16 protein-coding genes are annotated in these 15,434 nt (G+C 69.9%); 13 read left to right on the top strand and 3 right to left on the bottom strand.

Annotated elements, in window-relative coordinates; genetic code table 11:
- Positions 1-161 precede the first annotated feature (161 nt).
- Entirely contained in the window at positions 162-989 is an 828-nt protein-coding gene (locus tag ACTWPW_RS51615; protein WP_443173239.1) for a class I SAM-dependent methyltransferase, read from the bottom strand.
- A gap of 510 nt (positions 990-1,499) precedes the next feature.
- Between ACTWPW_RS51615 and recD2 the strand changes: the two genes are divergently transcribed.
- From recD2 to ACTWPW_RS51600, 3 genes are read left to right on the top strand one after another with little or no spacing between them, the layout of a single operon-like run.
- Positions 1,500-3,713, top strand: a complete 2,214-nt coding sequence (recD2, locus tag ACTWPW_RS51610) for an SF1B family DNA helicase RecD2 (RefSeq protein WP_375112309.1) — start codon at positions 1,500-1,502, stop codon at positions 3,711-3,713.
- Between the two features lie 32 nt (positions 3,714-3,745).
- A complete protein-coding gene (locus ACTWPW_RS51605; RefSeq protein WP_443173238.1) occupies positions 3,746-5,035 on the top strand; it encodes an Ig-like domain-containing protein in 1,290 nt (429 codons plus the stop codon).
- Complete coding sequence (locus ACTWPW_RS51600; RefSeq protein WP_375112307.1) at positions 5,032-5,535, top strand: GNAT family N-acetyltransferase; 504 nt, start codon at positions 5,032-5,034, stop codon at positions 5,533-5,535. Before ACTWPW_RS51605 ends, ACTWPW_RS51600 begins: the two co-directional genes overlap by 4 nt.
- A gap of 12 nt (positions 5,536-5,547) precedes the next feature.
- On the opposite strand, the gene ACTWPW_RS51595 is transcribed toward ACTWPW_RS51600, so the two are convergent.
- Complete coding sequence (locus ACTWPW_RS51595; protein ID WP_443173237.1) at positions 5,548-6,504, bottom strand: radical SAM protein; 957 nt, start codon at positions 6,502-6,504, stop codon at positions 5,548-5,550.
- 170 nt (positions 6,505-6,674) lie between these two features.
- Here ACTWPW_RS51595 and ACTWPW_RS51590 point away from each other — a divergent pair, with 170 nt between their 5' ends.
- The 6 genes from ACTWPW_RS51590 (at position 6,675) to ACTWPW_RS51565 (ending at position 9,913) form a co-directional block, all read left to right on the top strand.
- Positions 6,675-6,998 carry a DMT family transporter gene (locus ACTWPW_RS51590; protein WP_364132606.1) on the top strand — a complete coding sequence of 108 codons (324 nt, stop codon included), beginning with the start codon at positions 6,675-6,677 and terminating at the stop codon, positions 6,996-6,998.
- Positions 6,995-7,633, top strand: a complete 639-nt coding sequence (locus ACTWPW_RS51585) for a TetR/AcrR family transcriptional regulator (RefSeq protein ID WP_443173236.1) — start codon at positions 6,995-6,997, stop codon at positions 7,631-7,633. Before ACTWPW_RS51590 ends, ACTWPW_RS51585 begins: the two co-directional genes overlap by 4 nt.
- Positions 7,630-8,184: a GNAT family N-acetyltransferase gene (locus ACTWPW_RS51580; protein ID WP_375112304.1), complete on the top strand. Its 555-nt coding sequence runs from the start codon at positions 7,630-7,632 to the stop codon at positions 8,182-8,184. The genes ACTWPW_RS51585 and ACTWPW_RS51580 overlap by 4 nt, the downstream gene beginning before the upstream one ends.
- On the top strand, positions 8,181-8,483 hold the full coding sequence (locus tag ACTWPW_RS51575) for a DUF952 domain-containing protein (RefSeq protein ID WP_443173235.1): 303 nt from the start codon (positions 8,181-8,183) through the stop codon (positions 8,481-8,483). The genes ACTWPW_RS51580 and ACTWPW_RS51575 overlap by 4 nt, the downstream gene beginning before the upstream one ends.
- A 50-nt stretch (positions 8,484-8,533) precedes the next feature.
- Positions 8,534-8,908 carry a nuclear transport factor 2 family protein gene (locus ACTWPW_RS51570; RefSeq protein ID WP_375112303.1) on the top strand — a complete coding sequence of 125 codons (375 nt, stop codon included), beginning with the start codon at positions 8,534-8,536 and terminating at the stop codon, positions 8,906-8,908.
- Between the two features lie 753 nt (positions 8,909-9,661).
- Positions 9,662-9,913 carry a hypothetical protein gene (locus tag ACTWPW_RS51565; protein WP_364132613.1) on the top strand — a complete coding sequence of 84 codons (252 nt, stop codon included), beginning with the start codon at positions 9,662-9,664 and terminating at the stop codon, positions 9,911-9,913.
- Positions 9,914-10,232: 319 nt separating this feature from the next.
- Here the strand turns inward: ACTWPW_RS51565 and ACTWPW_RS51560 are convergent, their stop codons facing one another.
- The gene (locus ACTWPW_RS51560) at positions 10,233-11,066 is read right to left on the bottom strand and encodes a sulfotransferase (RefSeq protein ID WP_443173234.1); all 834 of its coding nucleotides are present in this window, start codon (positions 11,064-11,066) and stop codon (positions 10,233-10,235) included.
- Positions 11,067-11,274: 208 nt separating this feature from the next.
- Between ACTWPW_RS51560 and ACTWPW_RS51555 the strand changes: the two genes are divergently transcribed.
- From ACTWPW_RS51555 to ACTWPW_RS51540, 4 genes are read left to right on the top strand one after another with little or no spacing between them, the layout of a single operon-like run.
- On the top strand, positions 11,275-12,213 hold the full coding sequence (locus tag ACTWPW_RS51555) for a cucumopine synthase-related protein (protein ID WP_443173233.1): 939 nt from the start codon (positions 11,275-11,277) through the stop codon (positions 12,211-12,213).
- Complete coding sequence (locus ACTWPW_RS51550) at positions 12,210-13,259, top strand: NAD(P)/FAD-dependent oxidoreductase (protein WP_443173232.1); 1,050 nt, start codon at positions 12,210-12,212, stop codon at positions 13,257-13,259. The genes ACTWPW_RS51555 and ACTWPW_RS51550 overlap by 4 nt, the downstream gene beginning before the upstream one ends.
- A complete protein-coding gene (locus ACTWPW_RS51545; RefSeq protein ID WP_443173231.1) occupies positions 13,259-14,503 on the top strand; it encodes a cytochrome P450 family protein in 1,245 nt (414 codons plus the stop codon). The genes ACTWPW_RS51550 and ACTWPW_RS51545 overlap by 1 nt, the downstream gene beginning before the upstream one ends.
- 30 nt (positions 14,504-14,533) lie before the next feature.
- Positions 14,534-15,385 (top strand): SAM-dependent methyltransferase, encoded by an 852-nt coding sequence (locus tag ACTWPW_RS51540; RefSeq protein ID WP_443173230.1) that lies wholly within the window; start codon positions 14,534-14,536, stop codon positions 15,383-15,385.
- Positions 15,386-15,434: the final 49 nt, after the last annotated feature.

Raw genomic sequence — 15,434 nt, 5'->3', positions numbered from 1 at the left:
AGTCGTTGCAGCGTCTGTCCCTCCTGATCGGACAACCGCCGTGCTCGCACAGGTTCGGCCATACGGATCCTCCTGCCGTCATCGTGCATGTCGATACGACACTGAAGCAGAATCCGGCGAAGCCTGCGCAAGCCGTCGGGTGTGTCCGCGGCCCGGTGAACCTATGTGGTCACCGCACTAGAGGTACGCCCGCCCTTGGCGGGACGGTACTGGCAGACGAATTCCAGCCAGGGCGGGGCCACCATCATGAAGTGCTCCCAGCTCCCCGGCGCCGCGTCGCCACGGCCGCCCTGGACTTCGCGGAGGAACGTCAGCAGGAAGCCCTCCCCGACGAGCCCGTTGACGATGCGGCTCAGCGTCTGCCGGTACTCCCGGGGCTCGACGATGCGCTGGCCGCCCGTGGTGCGGTCGTAGACCCACTCCTGGTCGGGATAGCTGGTCGCGGCCTCGTCCGTGTAGGGCTGCGCCAGCGTGTAGCCGTCCCCGTTCCAGGAGTCGTGGGTGAGCCCGGAGAAGAACGGGTTGGCGCACATCAGGTAGTAGTGGCCCCCTTCGCGCACGACCCTGGCGACCTCGCGGAAGACCACCCGGCAGTCCGGGACGAACGTCAGCGAGTACGGGTGCCAGACCAGGTCGTACGAGGAGCCGTCGAGCGCCGACAGATCCCGCATGTCCCCCTGGACCGTACGGACGCGCACGCCGTGGTGCCCGGCCGCCGAGCGGTCGCGCTCCAGTTGCCCGGAGGAGATGTCGAGAACCGTCACCTCGGCCCCCAGCAGCGCGAAGGCCACCGACTGCTGCCCGCCTCCACCCGCCAGGCAGAGCACCTTCCGGCCCGCCACGTCGCCGGAGATGCCCAGCTGCTCCAGCCCCAGATAAGCCCGCGCCTTGTCCTTGTCGAGGTCGAGCATGGGACGGGTGAACAAGGCGTCCGCCGCCACAAGGGCCTGCCAGCGTTCCTCGTTGTAACGGTAGACCTCGTCATGCACGGCAACCACCGTACATTCCGCTCGCCCGGCGGCGGGGCAGGCGGCACCCCGGATGCCCTGGCGACGTACGACGCCCGACCGGACGCGCTCCCCGGCTGCCGCAGGAGCCGCGGTTGGCTGCGTCGGGTCGGTTCCCCGACAGGAGCTAGGACGGATAACAGGCTGGACGTTGGTCAGCCTGTGCGAGCTACGTCACGGGATCGCCCGTTCATCCGGCTGGCCGGGATGCCGGGCTTTTACCTCGTACATGTAGCCTTCGGCTCCCGGGTCTCTTCCGGAATCGGCATGGGAAGTCCGAGTCGCTGCCAGGGCCACTGGTCGCCGGGACCGATCACCATGGCCGCCCCCAGTCACTACAGGGCCACACGAAGACCGCGACGGCGGGGGAGGGGAGTGGGTCCGCGCTCCCCGGGCGCCCGCAGGAGCCGGCGGCCCTCCCGCCGCACAACCCCCGCACGCCGCCCTTCCTTTACCCTGACCAGGAGACGATCAGGCGAAAGGGATGCAACGGTGAGCGAAGGCGCGGCCAAGATCGCACCCTCCGAGCTTTCAGCCGTACTCGAACGCATCACCTACGCCAACGAGGAGACCGGCTACACCATCGCCCGCGTCGCCACCGAACGCACCGGCGCCGACCTGCTCACCGTCGTCGGCCCCCTGCTCGGCGCCCAGGTCGGCGAGTCGCTGCGGCTGCTCGGCCGCTGGACCTCCCACCCCCGCTACGGCCGCCAGTTCGAGGTGTGGTCCTACACCACCGTGCTGCCGGCCACCGTCCAGGGCATCCGCCGCTACCTCGGCTCCGGCCTCATCAAGGGCATCGGCCCCAAGATGGCCGAGCGCATCGTCGACCACTTCGGCACCGACACCCTCGACATCATCGAGCAGCACCCCGAACGCCTCACCGAAGTGCCCGGCCTCGGCCCCAAACGCACCAAGATGATCGCCGCCGCCTGGGACGAACAGAAGATCATCAAAGAGGTGATGATCTTCCTGCAGGGCGTCGGCGTGTCCACCTCCATCGCCGTACGCATCTTCAAGCAGTACGGCGACACCTCCATCTCCGTCGTCAGGACCCAGCCCTACAAGCTCGCCGACGACGTGTGGGGGATCGGCTTCAAGACCGCCGACACCATCGCCCAGGCCGTCGGCATCCCCCACGACAGCCCCGAACGCGTCAAGGCCGGCCTGCGCTACACCCTGTCCCAGGCCGCCGACGACGGCCACTGCTACCTGCCCGCCCCCAACCTCGTCGCCGACGCCGTCAAGATCCTCGACGTGCCCGCCGAGCTCGCCACCGCGTGCCTGGAACAGCTCGTCGCCGACGAAGGCGTCGTCCGCGAGAGCGTCCCCGCCGGCGACAACCACGTACCCGCCGTCTACCTGCCGCCCTTCCACCGCGCCGAGATCTCCCTGGCCTCCGGCCTGCTGTCCCTGCTCAACGGCGGCCACGACCGCCTGAAGACCTTCGCCGACGTCGACTGGGAACGCGCCGAGACCTGGCTGCACGCCCAGACCGGCGCCGAACTGGCCACCGAGCAGCGCCAGGCCGTCCGCCTGGCCCTCACCGAGAAGGTCGCCGTCCTGACCGGCGGCCCCGGCTGCGGCAAGAGCTTCACCGTACGCTCCATCGTGCTGCTGGCCCGCGCCAAACGCGCCAAGGTCATCCTGGCCGCCCCCACCGGCCGCGCCGCCAAGCGCCTGGCCGAGCTGACCGGCCACGAGGCCACCACCGTGCACCGCCTGCTGCAGCTGCGCCCCGGCGGCGAGGCCACCTTCGACCGCGACAACCCCCTCGACGCCGACCTCGTCGTCGTCGACGAGGCCTCCATGCTCGACCTGCTGCTGGCCAACAAGCTCGTCAAAGCCGTCGCCCCCGGCGCCCACCTGCTGTTCGTCGGCGACGTCGACCAGCTGCCCTCCGTCGGCGCCGGCGAGGTCCTCAAAGACCTCCTGGCCGCCGACGACATCCCCCGCGTACGGCTGACCCAGATCTTCCGCCAGGCCCAGGAGTCCGGCGTCGTCGTCAACGCCCACCGCGTCAACACCGGCCGCCACCCCGTCCTTGAGGGCATGAAGGACTTCTTCCTGTTCCCCTGCGAGGAACCCGAGGAGATCGCCGCCCTCACCGTCGACGTCGTCGCCCGCCGCATCCCGCGCCGCTTCCGCCTCGACCCCCGCCGCGACGTCCAGGTCCTGGCCCCCATGCACCGCGGCGCCGCCGGCGCCGGCGCCCTCAACACCGCCCTGCAGGAAGCCCTCACCCCCGCCCGCGAGGGCATGCCCGAACGCCGCTACGGCGGCCGCGTCTTCCGCGTCGGCGACAAGGTCACCCAGCTGCGCAACAACTACGACAAGGGCGCCGCCGGCGTCTTCAACGGCACCGTCGGCATCGTCACCGACATCCGGCCCGACGAGCACAAGCTCACCGTCCTGACCGACGAGGACGAATCCGTCGAATACGCCTTCGACGAACTCGACGAGCTCGCCCACGCCTACGCCGTCTCCATCCACCGTTCCCAGGGCAGCGAATACCCCGCCGTCGTCATCCCCCTGGCCACCAGCGCCTGGATGATGCTGCAGCGCAACCTGCTCTACACCGCCATCACCCGGGCCAAGAAACTCGTCGTGATCGTCGGCTCGCGCCGGGCGCTGGCCCAGGCCGTACGCACCAGGGGAGCGGGCCGCCGCCACACCGGCCTGACCCACCGCCTGACCCGCAACTGACCTGCCCCCACGCTCCCATAAGTAATAGAAATGTGATCGAACTCTCCCAAACGATTCCGCGTCATACATGTGGGAGCATTAAGGTTTTTGGGGTGCCTTTTGGTGCCCGTGGGGAGAGGACGATCTTGAACGTTGCGCCCGCCTGGAGGACACCCGCCACCGCACTCGCGCTGCTCACGGCGGCTGCCCTGACGGCCTCATGCTCGAACGGCGGCACCGCGGCCCCCCGCACCGGCACCCCCGAAGGCACCACCGTGGCCACCCCCCAGGCCCCCACCGTCAAGATCACCCCCGGCGAAGGCACCACCAAGGTCAGCCCCGAGAAAAAGGTCGTCGTCGAAGCCGCCGGCGCCGCCCTCGACAACGTCACCGTCCAAGCCGACGGCGAACAACTCGACGGCAAATACAACACCGACAAGACCCGCTGGATCTCCAAGACGCCGCTGAAGCCCTCCACCAGCTACGACGTCTCCGCCACCGCCGGCGCCACCACCGCCACCAGCACCTTCACCACCGCCAAACCCCAGCGCGCCTTGCAGATCGCCGACGTCACCCCCAACGCCAAGGGCGAGACCCTCGGCGTCGGCGCCCCCATCATCGTCACCTTCAACCAGCCGGTCACCAGCAAGGCCACCATCGAACGGGCCCTGGAGGTCGAGGCGGAAAAGCCCGTCGAAGGCGCCTGGCGCTGGATCAACGACACCGTCGTCATCTACCGCACCGCCAAATACTGGCCCGCCCACCAGAAAGTCACCTTCAACGCCAACATCACCGGCATCAAAGGCGGCAAAGGCCTCTACGGCGTCAAGGACTACACCGCCAACCTCAAGATCGGCGCCAAGCAGATCAGCAAGGTCGACGTCGCCAAGCACATGATGTACGTCTACAAAGACGGCAAACGCGTCCAAACCATGCGCATCAGCGCCGGCATGGCCACCACCCGCGAATACACCACCACCTCCGGCGTCCACCTCACCATGGAACGCGGCAACCCCGTCCGCATGATCTCCCCAGGCCGCAAAAAAGGCGACCCCGGCTACTACGACGTCATGATCGACCACGCCGTCCGCATCTCCAACTCCGGCGAATACGTCCACGCCAAGGACAACGTCTGGGCCCAAGGCGTCCGCAACGTCAGCCACGGCTGCATCAACTCCCGCCCCGACCAGGCCAAATGGTTCTACGACAACTTCCAGCGCGGCGACGTCGTCGACATCAAGGGCACCAACCGCGAACTCGAATGGAACAACGGCTGGGGCTACTGGCAGATGTCGTTCACCCAGTGGAAAAAGGGCAGCGCCGTGAAGAACGACAACCGATGACCCCGCACATCCGCCCAGGACAAAACGGCGACATCCCCCTCGTCCTGGCCATGTTCGACAGCGCCGTCGCCTGGCTCACCACCCAAGGCCGCACCGGCCAATGGGGCACCCGCCCCTTCACCGGCGACCCCCGCCGCACCCAGCAGGTCACCACCTGGCTCCACGGCGGCGGCATGCGCATCGCCGAACTCGACGGCCACCCCGCCGGCTGCATCTCCGTCGGCCCCGCCCACGACTACGTCACCCCCGCCACCGAACCCGAGCTCTACGTCCAGGCCCTGGTCACCGACCGCCGCCACGCCGGCCACGGCGTCGGCCGCGCCCTGCTCGACTGGGCCGCCGACGAAGCCCGCACCCGCGGCGCCACCCTCCTGCGCGTCGACTGCTACGCCGGCGACGACGGCCGCCTGGTCGCCTACTACGAAAGCTGCGGCTTCACCCGCGCCACACCCTTCACCGTGGGGGAGTGGCCCGGCATGCTCCTGCACCGCCGCCCCTGACCCCCACCACCGTCACACCAGCGCCAGCTGCGCCGCCTCCGGCTCACCCCGCACCGCCACCGGCGCCCCGCACTCCATCCCGTACACCCGGCACAACGCCGCGATCTGCCCCGTGATCCGCCCCTCATACCCCGCCGCCGGCAACCCCGCACGGTCGTACAACTCCTCATACCGCTCCACCAACCGCGGATGCGCCTGCCCCAACCACTCCAGATACCACGCCCGCGTCCCCACCGGCAGCCGCAACACCACCGGCTCCACCACCCGAGCCCCCGCCGCCGCGATCCGCCGCACCGTCGCCCCCAGCTGATCAGCCGCGTCACTCAACAACGGCAACACCGGCGCCATCAGCACCCGGCAATCCACCCCCGCCTCCACCAGCGCCGACACCAACTCCAGCCGCGCCTGCGCCGTCGGCGCCCCCGGCTCCACCACCCGCCGGATCCGCTCGTCCACGAACGCGATCGACACCGCCACCCGCGCACCCGCCCGCGCCAGCAACCCCGCATCCCGCAACACCAGCGCACTCTTGGTGTACACCGTGAACGGCACCCCCGACCCCGCCAACGCCCCGACCACCCCAGGCATCAGCCGATACGTCTCCTCAGCCGCCTGGTAACAGTCACCGCTCACCCCCACCGCCAGCTCCTCGCCCTCCCAGCGCGCCAGCTCCACCCGCAACCGCTCCACCACATTCGGCCGCACCACGATCCGCGTGTCGAAATCACGCCCCGCATCCAGCCCCAGCCGCCGATGCCCGGCACGGGCACCACAGCCGCGGCAGGCATGGGCGCAGCCACGGTAGGGGGACACAGCCCACCGCTGGGCGATGCCCGCGGCCTGCGGCACCCGCTCGATCACCGTACGGGCCTGCATCTCGTAGAAATCCCCGCGCAGCACCGCCCGCCGCTCGATCAGCGGACGCTCATCGGCGGCGTCGTCGACCAGCGAAAGCGCGTCCCAACCCACGCCCACCAGTGGAACACGTATTCGACTCCCTTTTCAAGCGATTCCACCAACACAAGACCCCCACACCCGATCCAGCCGACCGAACACCACACCAGGCCCGGGGGAGCGGGGGACAGGCACCCCAATAAAATTGGCACACCCGTACCACTTCACGTCAGGGGAACCCCACCATGGCCTGGCTCCTGCTCGCCCTCGCCATCGCCTCAGAAGTCCTCGCCACCTCCGCACTCAAACTCAGCAACGGCTTCACCCACCTCGGCTGGACCATCGTCGTCGCCGCCGGCTACATCACCTCCTTCGCCCTCCTGGCCCGCGTCCTCAAACTCCACCTCGACATGGGCACCGCCTACGCCGTCTGGTCCGGAGCCGGCACCGCCGCCATCGCCCTCATCGGCGCCGCCTTCATGGGCGAAACCCTCACCCCCCTCAAGATCAGCGGCATCCTCCTCATCATCGGCGGCGTCGTCGTCCTCAACCTCGCAGGTGCCCATTGACCCCCCATCCCGCCGACAACCCCGCGCCCAACCCCACCACCCCAACCGCCCGACACCCCAACCCAGCCACCCCCACAACCACAGCCACCACCACCCCCGCCCAAGCACGCGGCAAACGCCGCCGCGCCACCCTCCTCACCGAAGGCGGATTCGCCGCCGTCACCCACCGAGCCGTCGCCCAGCGCGCCAACCTCCCCCTCGCCGCCACCACCTACTACTTCACCTCACGCGACCAGCTCCTCGCCGAAGCCTTCACCCAGCTCGTCGAAACCGAACTCGCCACCACCCGCACCCGGATCACCCACCACGGCCTCACCGCCATCACCGACCAGATCGCCACCACCGACCGCACCCGCCAACTCGGCCTGTGGGAGCTCTACGTCCACGCCGGCCGCGACCCCGCACTCCAGCACATCGCCCGCCGCTGGACCGACGGCTGCGTCCACCTCATCGCCACCGCCCTCGACCTCCCCGAAACCAACCCCCGCGTACGCCTCCTCCACACCACCATCTCCGCCCTCTGGCTCGAACAGCTCGTCGAACAACGCCCCCTCGACGAAGCCCGCACCCTCCTCACCCTCGCCCTCGAAAACGCGTTGCCACCCCCACCACCCCTCCCTACACTGCCCCAATGATCAAACCCGACTACCCCCTCACCACCCCCCGACTCCACCTGCGCCCCTTCACCCCCGACGACCTCGACGCCGTCAACGCCTACGAATCCCTGCCCCACGTCACCCGCTACCTCTACTGGGACGCCCGCGACCGCGACACCACCCGCACCCACCTCGACAAAAGAATCACCCGCACCGCCATCCACCACGAAGGCGACGCCATCGACCTGGCCATCACCCTGCCCACCACCGACCAAGTGATCGGCAACGCCCTGCTCATCTGGACCAGCGAACAACACCGCCAAGGCGAAATCGGCTACATCCTCCACCCCGACCACCACGGCCACGGCTACGCCACCGAAGCCGCCCGCGCCATGCTCCACCTCGGCTTCACCGAACTCGGCCTCCACCGCATCACCGGCCGCATCGACACCCGCAACACCGCCTCCGCCCGCGTCCTGGAAAAACTCCACATGCGCCGCGAAGCCACCCTCATCGACAACGAAATCGTCAAAGGCGAATGGACCAGCGAAACCATCTACGCCATCCTCGAAACCGAATGGACCCCATGACCATCCACCACCTCGCCCTGCACACCGACTGGCAAGCCGCCCAGAAAACAGGGGAGTACCGCATCTCCACCCTCGGCCGCACCCTCGACCAAGAAGGCTTCATCCACTGCAGCCGCGACCTCACCCAACTCCACGGCGTCCACCAAGCCTTCTACAGCCACCTCACCCAACCCCTCGTCATCCTCGACATCGACCCCACCGGCCTCGACATCCGCACCGAGAACGGCTACCCCCACCTGTACGGCCCCCTGCCCATCACCGCCGTCACCGCCACCCACCCCTACACACCCCACCACTGAACCCACCGAACCGGGGGAGAGGCACCCACCACACCACCACAATGGTCACCATGAACCCCCGAACCGCCGCCCAACGCTTCGCCGACACCTGGCAACACGGCTGGACCCACCACGACACCGCCGCCATCACCGCCCTCTACCACGACGACGCCGTCCACACCAGCATGCCCTTCCGCCCCCCGCACCACGGCAAGCAAGCCATCGCCGACTACATCACCTGGTCCTTCACCGGCGAAAGCAACCCCCACGTCACCTTCGCCACCCCCATCGTCGACGGAGACCAGGCCGCCATCGAATTCCGGGTCCACACCCACGACAACGGCCGCCCCATCACCCTCGCCGGCTGCGTCTTCGCCCGCTTCGACCCCGACGGCCTCGCCACCCAGACCCGCGACTACTGGCACACCACCGACGGCCACCAATAACCCACCGCCGGCACACCCCGAAAACCGGCCCGCCCACCGGCCGGACCCAGGCACCCCGAAGAACACCGGCACCCGGAAAACCCGGGCGCCCGGACAAACCCGGGCACCACCAAAGATCAGCGCACCACCCGCAACGGCGCATGCCCCGCACCCACCGCCGGAGCCACCGGAACCGGCGCCGCAACCGGAGGAGCAGCGGGGGAGGACTGCGGACGCGCCATCTGCTGCGTCTGCTCCTGCGCCTGCCGGTCGGCCTGCCGCCGGCCCTGATCCGCCATCCCGGCGCACCCACCCGCGCAGTACCCGTTCGTCACGATCAACCGCCCCCGCAGCGGCGTGTACGACTCCTTACCGGAAGCGGGCAGGACCCCCTGACACACCGGGCATAACACCGAGTTCCCCACGTGCTGCTCCTCTCGCGGCGCGTATAGCAGGAGCTCCACCCTAAAACCACAGATCCCGCCAAGGACAGCGAATCAACGAAGCGTCAAACCCGCCGTCAACGCACGGGAAGACCCCGCCGCAGCACCGTACGAGAGCGCGAAACCCCCGCTCAGCACCCCCGCACCACCGGCAACGCCACCCCCGCGGGACGCCACGGGGCACGCAAAAAATCTTCCCGGAGAACCCACCGGCCCCACCTGTCCAGGCGAGCGCAACCCCTGCTCAGAAGCGCTACTTGACATAATGTTCATTATCAAGCAACCACCGAAGCGCTGAATAAACCACCCGAACCCGGGCAGACGCCCCACCATGGCCGCCCTCGAGACCACCCCCAGCCTCATCGCGCTCACCGCCGTCATCACCGCCGCCGCCATCTGGCTGATCATCCTCGCGGCCCGGCTGACCCGCCGCCCGCGCAACCGGCCCAGCGTCAGCGTCGACCTCGTCGATCAAGCACGCGAGCTCAAGGCACTCGGCCAGATCCGCGACGCCGTCTTCCTCGTACGCGGCGAGACCGGCATGAGCCAGCGCGCCGCCGCCCGCTTCGTCAACCGCCTGTGACCCCCTACCGAGCCCAAAAGCGACAGATAATGCCAAACCAGACAGAAGGTGGATTCTGTCTGGTATAGCTCGTAGTCGCGACGACGGCCATGAACCCGGCGAAGAACGCAAGGACGCAAGGCTGCAACGCCATCGCCAGCCCAGCCCGACTCCCCCGGGCTCCCGTCACCGGCAGACGATCTTGCGGAACCCAGCGGTGACGGTGGCGCCTGTCGGCGAGCTCGTGCTCGGCGGCGACAGGCGATACGCGTGGCGGCCTCCTCCCCCACGCGGCTGCGGTCGATGTCGTGGAGTCCGTCGAATGTGTGGCATGCCGCTGTCAGTCTCGCTTCCGGAGGGTGCGCAGGCTGGGCCACAGGTCGGCTTCGAGGTGGGGGAACTCCTGGAGCAGGCGGGTGGTGTCGGGGGCGATCGCGTGCAGGAAGGCTTTCGTGGTCGCGCTGGTGAGTGTGGGGCGGGGGTAGGTGCGTCCGACTTTTTCGGTGAGTTCGCGGCCCGGTTGCCAGTGGGTGGTGTCCAGGCCGAGGAAGGCGAAGGTGCGGCGGGCTTGGCCGGCGGGGTCGGTGACGCATTGTTCGTACTGCAGGACGAGGAGTTGCTCGCGGGGGAAGTGGGTGGTCAGCCAGCGGAGTTGGCGCCAGTAGAAGGATCGGTGGAACTGGTGCTGCATGATCACGGCGAGTGGTGCGGAGGGGAACCATTGTTGTTGGGCGGCCAGGGCTGACAGGAGGCGTTGGAGGGGGTCGCGGAGGAGGACGAGCAGTTTGGTGTCGGGTGCGGCGGTGTGCAGCATTGGGGGTGTCCAGAGGTCGTACATGTAGCGGGGGGTCCATTCGCCGACCAGGTGGCCGGGTGGGCGTGGGAAGTAGTGGTGGTAGGTGGCCGGGTCGAATTCGGCTATTTGTCCGTAGTGGTCGAAGAAGTGCACTTCTTTGTGGCCGTAGGGCGGCCGGAGTGGTGTGGCGGGTGTCCGGCCGGTCGCGTCGGCCGGCTGTTGTCGCGGTGTCGCGACCGCGGGGTGTCCGGCCAGCACGGCCCACCACCACGATGTTCCCGACTTCATGGAACCGACGCCCACGAAGTCGGGCGGCCCTGTCTGCCAGCCCGGGGGGATGGGCGGTGGCGGGGCGGGCCGCAGCACGTTGTTCAGCATGGCGCGGGCCTTCGTGCGGCCGGCGTGTGCGGCCGGTGGGGGTTCGGCGGCTGAGCCGTCATGTTCCCTCCTCCCCCGCGGCGATCTCCGCGGGATGCGCCTCACGAATACTACTCATAGTAGTCATTACATTACTATCTGTAGTGCTATAGTCTTCTGCTCGCCCTTTACGGAGAGCAATGGATCAATCACATTAGGTCGCGTGGAGATGAAGCGACGACAGATTCAGATCAGCTGGGCCGAGCTCGGCATCACGGTGACCGTGGACCTGGACGGGCGTAACGCCGCGCTGACGCAGGCGCTGTGGGAGGCGTTGCCGTATCGCAGCATTCAGGGCCATGCCCTCATCGCCGGCCACCACCTGTACCACCTCGCCCCGGCCCCGGAGTTGCTGCACGCGCCCGCCACGTACAGGGTGGACGATCGGCGCGACGCGCCGGACGGCACGATCTTCTGCTCCCGGCTGCAGCACCTGGGGATCAAGTACGGGCCTTTGAGCGAGCCGATGCCGGCCACCCCGATCGGCCGTGTCCTGCCGCAGGACCTGGCCGCGCTGGCCGAGGCGGGACGGGCGGTGTGGCAGGCGGTGTACGCCTCTGACCGTCCGGTGACCGTCGAGGTGCGGCGGGCCGGTGGGCGGGGCGGTCACGCTCTGCCGCGCCTGCCCGCCCACGACCCCGCCGTGGCCGAGCTGGTGCGCGAGGTGCACGCCGAGACCGAGAGCATCTGGCTCCGGCCTCCTGGGGAACTGGTGGACCTGCATGCGAGGCGTATCGCGTCCGGGGCGGGCAGCTACGGGACGGTGCTGACGACGTTGTTGTTCGTCAACGGTGAGACCCGGCCTCTGGGCTACAACTGCTTCGGCAATCTGGTGCGGGCGGCGGCCGAGGGCATGCCGATGGACAGCCTGCGGCGGATGGCCCGTCTCCTGGCCGCCACGCCCGCGCAGTTCCTCGGCTACTGCGGGTTGCTGACCTTGCGCGATTTGACGGAGCGGGCGCTGGACTGCACCGATCGCATCGACCGGCACGAGGACTTCGTCGCGCTGATGGCGCACATGGCCCTGTACGTCAACTGCCTGGGTGCCTGGAACCTGCAGCTCTTTCCGTGGGACGTGGGCGACCACCTGCGTCAGGAGGCGGCGTGAGGCTCCCCGGTGAGGCCGAGGCGGTGGTCATCGGGGGTGGGGTGGTCGGGTTGTCGATCGCGGCCCGGCTGGCCGAGGCGGGCGTGGAGACGGTGCTGCTGGAACGCGGCCGGCTGGGCTCGGGCGCGTCGCGGGCCACCGCGGACGTGCTGCGGGCCTACTTCGCGGGCGATCCGGCGGGTTCCGCGCTGGCCGTACGCAGCCTGGCGGCCTACCGGCGCCTGCCCGGCGGACCGCCCATGCGTCAGGTCGGTTACCTGGTGCTGTTCACCGAGCCCGGGCAGGTGGCCGCGTTCGAGGCCGAGCTGCCCGGGCAGCGGGCCGCGGGCGTGCGGCTGGAGCTGATCGGTGCCGAGGAGGCCAGGCGGCGCAACCCGCTGGTCGATGAGCCGTCCCTGCTGGGGGCTGCGTGGTCGCCGCAGGCCTACGTCAGCGACACCGCGGCCATCGTGCGGAGTCTGGCCGGGGCCGCGGTGCGGGCGGGCGCGGCCCTGCACGTTCACTGCCCGGTCACCGCGGTGGACGCCGACACGGGCCGGGTGGAGACGTCGGCGGGCACCGTCACAGCGCGGGCGATCGTGTGCGCGGCCGGGGCCTGGTCGTCGTGGATGATCGCGGCGGCCGGTGTGGACCTGCCGTTGAGCGGTCCGGCGGTGCAGGAACTGCTCACCACCGGCCCACTGCCCGGCATTCCCGACATCCCGGTCACTTTGCATGCTGCCAGTGGCCTGCTGCTGCGTAAGCGCGACGGCGGGCTCCTGATCGGCATGGGGTTTCCCGGTCCCGGCCGGGAGGCGTGGCTCGCGGGCGTCAGGAACCGGCTGGCCGCCATCTATCCCGGGGTGGATCTCAGCGGCCTGCGCACCGCGGTGACCGGGCCGAGAGACGCCGGCCCGTCCCGCACGGCCTGTATCGGCCGCCGCCGCGGGCCCGTGCCGTTCCTGTACGCCACCGGCTTCTCCGGCCACGGGCTGTGCCAGGCCCCGGCCGCCGGCGAGCTCGTCCGCGACCTTTACCTCGGTCACGACCCCGAGGAGGTGTCCTGATGGACGGCCGGCCCGCTGTCGTCATCGACGCCGGCATGCGCGACCTGCACGGCCAGGGCGAGCGCCTGCGCCGGGCGGGGCCGCTGGTGCCGGTGGAGCTGCCCGGCCCGGTTCGCGCCTGGGCGGCCACCCGTCACGACACCCTGCGGACCGTGCTCGGGCATCCCGCGCTGTCCAAGGAGCTGCGTCACTGGGCGGACTGGAGGCGGGGTGCGGTGCCTGGTGACTGGCCGCTCAGCAACATCGTCGCCGCCGAATCCCTGATCGCCAAGGAGGGTGGCGCGCACCGGCGGCTGCGCCGCCTGGCCGGCAAGGCGTTCACCGCCCGGCGCGTGCTGCGGTTGCGGCCGCGCATCGAGGAGCACGCCCGGGAACTGCTCGACGGCCTTGCCGCCCTCGCGCCGGGCCCGGCCGACCTGCGCCTTCGCTACGCCTACCCGCTGCCGAGGAACGTCATCTGCGAGCTGGTGGGCATGCCCCGCGCGTGGCACGCCGACCTGGGCAGGCTCACCGACGCGCTGGTCCGCGTCACCGACGCCCCCGACTACGCCGCGGCCCGGATGCGGGTGCTGCGCGAGCTGTTCGCCGAGGTGATCGCCCTGCGGCGCAGGGAGCCGGGCGACGACCTGACCAGCGCGCTGATCGCCGTACGGGACGAGGACGGTGGCGCTCTCACCGGGACCGAGCTGCACGACATGGTCATGACGCTGTTCATCGCCGGCCACGAGACCACGATCAACCTGATCACCAACGCCGTCCGGTCCCTGCTGTCCCATCCCGGCCAGCTGGCGCTGCTTCGCGGCGGCGCGATGCCGTGGAAGGCGGCCGTGGAGGAGACGCTGCGCTGGGACTCGCCGGTGGCCTACTTTCCGATGCGCTACCTGGTGCGCGACGCCGAGATCGACGGGGTCCGCCTGCGTGCCGGGCAGGCGGTGCTGGCGTGCTACGCCGCCGCCGGCCGCGATCCCGGCCGCTACGGCGCGCGGGCGGCCCGTTTCGAACTGTCCGACCCGCCCCTCGACCATCTGTCCTTCGGTCAGGGCGAGCACTTCTGCTTGGGCGCCGCGCTGGCCAGGATGGAGGCGGAGATCGCCTTGTCCGCCCTGTTCGAGACCTTTCCCGGCCTCGCTCTGGCCACCCCGGCGGAGGAGCTGGAACCGCTCGCCACGCCCCTGAGCAACAGCAGCAGAGTCCTTCCCGTCCTGCTCGGCTCCCCGGCCGTGCCGAAGGGCGGCCGGGGATGATCGCTACCGTCTGGACGTGCGGGAGGCGTGTTGGAACGCATCAGTGAGACGGCGCGGTGGGTCGCGTGGGCGCGCGCTGAGGAGTCGCTCAGGCCGGACGCCCTGTTCGTCGACGAGCTGGCGGTGGAGGTGCGCCGCAGGTATCCCGCCGACCGGCCCGTGCCGGGCAGGGCGCGTGCGCTGTTCGTGATCAGAACGCGGTTCTTCGACGACTACCTGACGGCGATGGCCGAGGCGGGCCTGGCGCAGATCGTGCTGCTGGCGGCGGGCCTCGATGCCAGGGCCTTCCGCCTGGCCTGGCCGGACGGCACCCGGCTGTTCGAGGTCGACCTGCCGGGCCTGTTCGAGGAGAAGGAGGAGGTCGTCCGGGTGGCGGGCATCCGGCCTCGATGCTCGCGCGTGATCGTGCCGGCCGATCTGACGGGGGCCTCCTGGACCCGCGAGCTGGCTGCGGCGGGATTCGATTGCGGGGTGCCGACGGCCTGGCTCGCTGAGGGCCTGCTGTTCTACCTGGCCGAGCGGCAGTCCGGGCGGCTGCTGTCCGCCCTGGGCCGGCTGTCGGCGCCCGGGAGCGCGCTCGGCTTGGACCACGTCAACACCGCGGTGTTCGTCAACGCCCGTTCGCGGCAGTGGCTGGCCACGATGGAAAGGAGCGGCCGCGGGTGGCGCTCGGCGACCGACGAGCCGCAACGCTGGCTGGCGCGGCACGGCTGGCGGGCGGACGTACGCGAACCCGCCGATGCGGACGTCTGCCACGGCCGCGAGTTCGCCCCCGCCTTCCTGCCGGGCGAGTCGAGGCCGCGACGCTGGCTGATCACCGCCCGCCTGCCGGACGCGCCCGGCGAACAGCCGCCGCTCCCCCACGAGGTGCCGAAAGCATAGGAGTCGACAGTGCGAGCCATGATCACGGCAACCTGGGCGAAATCGGATT

This window comes from Nonomuraea sp. KM90, from assembly GCF_052246675.1.
Classification (GTDB): Bacteria; Actinomycetota; Actinomycetes; order Streptosporangiales; family Streptosporangiaceae; genus Nonomuraea.
This window is presented reverse-complemented; position numbering and strand designations above follow the sequence as displayed.

Excerpts from the sequence above, each read along its gene's own strand:
- ACTWPW_RS51555 (WP_443173233.1), top strand. The coding sequence starts at position 11,275 with ATGAAGCGACGACAGATTCAGATCAGCTGGGCCGAGCTCGGCATCACG.
- ACTWPW_RS51565 (WP_364132613.1), top strand. The coding sequence starts at position 9,662 with ATGGCCGCCCTCGAGACCACCCCCAGCCTCATCGCGCTCACCGCCGTC.
- ACTWPW_RS51545 (WP_443173231.1), top strand. The coding sequence starts at position 13,259 with ATGGACGGCCGGCCCGCTGTCGTCATCGACGCCGGCATGCGCGACCTG.
- ACTWPW_RS51570 (WP_375112303.1), top strand. The coding sequence starts at position 8,534 with ATGAACCCCCGAACCGCCGCCCAACGCTTCGCCGACACCTGGCAACAC.
- ACTWPW_RS51590 (WP_364132606.1), top strand. The coding sequence starts at position 6,675 with ATGGCCTGGCTCCTGCTCGCCCTCGCCATCGCCTCAGAAGTCCTCGCC.
- ACTWPW_RS51575 (WP_443173235.1), top strand. The coding sequence starts at position 8,181 with ATGACCATCCACCACCTCGCCCTGCACACCGACTGGCAAGCCGCCCAG.
- ACTWPW_RS51600 (WP_375112307.1), top strand. The coding sequence starts at position 5,032 with ATGACCCCGCACATCCGCCCAGGACAAAACGGCGACATCCCCCTCGTC.
- ACTWPW_RS51560 (WP_443173234.1), bottom strand. The coding sequence starts at position 11,066 with ATGCTGAACAACGTGCTGCGGCCCGCCCCGCCACCGCCCATCCCCCCG.
- ACTWPW_RS51580 (WP_375112304.1), top strand. The coding sequence starts at position 7,630 with ATGATCAAACCCGACTACCCCCTCACCACCCCCCGACTCCACCTGCGC.